2 protein-coding genes are annotated in these 2,197 nt (G+C 69.5%); one reads left to right on the top strand and one right to left on the bottom strand.

Annotated features, from left to right (window positions below; genetic code table 11):
- Window positions 1–33: 33 nt before the first annotated feature.
- Window positions 34–1,056, bottom strand: coding sequence for a class II fructose-bisphosphate aldolase (gene fbaA / locus ACFU7Y_RS43230; RefSeq protein WP_224284781.1), 1,023 nt, complete (start codon window positions 1,054–1,056; stop codon window positions 34–36).
- A gap of 366 nt (window positions 1,057–1,422) precedes the next feature.
- On the opposite strand from fbaA, the gene ACFU7Y_RS43225 reads away from it, so the two are divergent.
- Complete coding sequence (locus tag ACFU7Y_RS43225; RefSeq protein ID WP_224284782.1) at window positions 1,423–2,142, top strand: DedA family protein; 720 nt, start codon at window positions 1,423–1,425, stop codon at window positions 2,140–2,142.
- Window positions 2,143–2,197 lie beyond the last annotated feature (55 nt).

The raw sequence follows: 2,197 nt of genomic DNA, 5'->3' as shown, positions 1-2,197 counted from the left end.
CTTCGGGCGCGGGCCGTACGTCGGGCGCGGGGCTCACTTCAGGCGCTTGCCCGCCGAACGCAGCTGCTCGGCGGCCTCGACCACGCGGGCGGCCATGCCGGCCTCGGCCAGCTTGCCCCAGGTGCGCGGGTCGTAGGTGTTCTTCTTGCCGACCTCGCCGTCGACCTTCAGCACGCCGTCGTAGTTGGCGAACATGTGGCCGGCCACCGGGCGGGTGAAGGCGTACTGGGTGTCGGTGTCCAGGTTCATCTTCACGACGCCGTTCTCCAGCGCGGTGGCGATCTCCTCGGCGGTCGAGCCCGAGCCGCCGTGGAAGACGAAGTCGAACGGGTCGGTCTTGCCGTACTGCTTTCCGATCGCGTCCTGGAGCTCGCGCAGCAGCTCCGGCTTCAGCACGACGTTGCCCGGCTTGTACACGCCGTGCACGTTGCCGAAGGAGGCGGCCAGCAGGTAGCGGCCCTTCTCACCCAGGCCCAGCGCCTCGGCGGTGCGCACGGCGTCGTTGACGGTGGTGTACAGCTCGTCGTTGATCTCGTGGGTGACGCCGTCCTCCTCGCCACCGGTCGGGGTGATCTCGACCTCAAGGATGATCTTGGCGGCGGCGGCCTGGGCCAGCAGCTCCTGGGCGATGGCCAGGTTGTCGGAGAGGGTCTCGGCCGAGCCGTCCCACATGTGCGACTGGAACAGCGGGTTCTCGCCCTTGGCCACGCGCTCGGCGGAGATCGCCAGCAGCGGGCGGACGTAGCCGTCCAGCTTGTCCTTCGGGCAGTGGTCGGTGTGCAGCGCGACGGTGATGTCGTACTTGGCGGCGACGATGTGGGCGAACTCGGCGAGCGCGACGGCGCCGGTCACCATGTCCTTGTTGTGCTGGCCGCCCAGGAACTCCGCGCCACCGGTCGAGATCTGGATGATGCCGTCGCTCTCGGCCTCGGCGAAGCCGCGCAGCGCGGCGTGCAGGGTCTGCGACGACGTGACGTTGATCGCCGGGTAGGCGAACTTGCCCGCCTTGGCCCGGTCGAGCATCTCGTTGTAGACCTCGGGAGTTGCGATGGGCATGCGATCCGCTCCTGTCGGGTTGCGGCGTACGGACGGTGCTGTCCGACGCTGTGTACGCCTTCGTGACGACTCCGTGCCGGCCCGCCGACGCGCGGCGTTGCGGTGTGGCTCTCCGGCACCAAGGTTCGAGGCGACCTCCGCGGTTCGGCCATGAGGGTGGTGTGCCACCGCGGACCGGACGCCTGTGTCATCTTCCCAGACTCGTGCCCGCAGGTCAGCAGGAGCCCGCCATGCGGAACGTCGCGGGGCGCGGGCGCGGGCCGGTCCCCGGACGGCCCCGGCGGGGGTCGGCAGCGGCCCCGGCCGGGGCACCGCAGGCACGGTACGCCCGCTTCGCCGGCACGGTACGCCCGCTATCCTGCGCCCGTGGACTACAACCAGTTGGCCGTCAACCTGCTCGACGCCAAATCCCTGATCTCGTCCCTCGGCGCCATCGGGCTGATCGCGATCATCTTCGCGGAGACCGGCCTGCTGGTCGGCTTCTTCTTCCCGGGCGACTCGCTGCTGATCCTCGCGGGCGTCGCCGCGTCGAGCGCCGCCTCCTCGGTGCTCGGCGACGGCGCCAGGCTGCCGATCACCCTCCTGCTGATCGGCTGTCCGATCGCGGCGATCGCCGGTGCGCAGCTCGGGCACCTGATCGGCGCCAAGGTCGGGCCGAAGATGTTCGACAAGCCCGATTCGAAGATCTTCCGCCGCGAGTACGTCGTGAAGGCGGAGGAGTACTTCAACAAGTTCGGCTCCGGCAAGGCGGTGGTGCTGGCCCGCTTCATGCCGATCATCCGCACGTTCCTGAACCCGGTCGCCGGCACCCTGGAGATGCCCGCCCGGACCTTCTTCGTCTGGAACGTGATCGGCGGTGTGCTGTGGACCGAGTCCATGCTGCTGACCGGCTACTTCTTCGGTGACGCGCTCGCCCCCGTGATCGACAAGTACCTGATCCCGGCGGTGCTGCTGATCGTCCTGCTCTCGATCTCGCCGATCCTGATCGAGGTCATGCGCGAGCGGAAGAAGAAGCGGGCCGGCGGCGCCGAGGCCGTCGAGGAGAGCCAGGTCCAGGCAGGCGGCGGCCGGCACCGGCGGGGCTGAGCGCCCGGCGCTCCGGATACGGCGAGGGCCGGTGCTGTTTCACGTGAAACAGCAC

Origin of the sequence: Kitasatospora sp. NPDC057542 (genome assembly GCF_042801945.1) — a bacterium.
Taxonomy (GTDB): Bacteria; Actinomycetota; Actinomycetes; order Streptomycetales; family Streptomycetaceae; genus Kitasatospora.
Note: the sequence above shows the minus strand (reverse complement) of the source record. Positions and strands in the feature narration are given on the sequence as shown.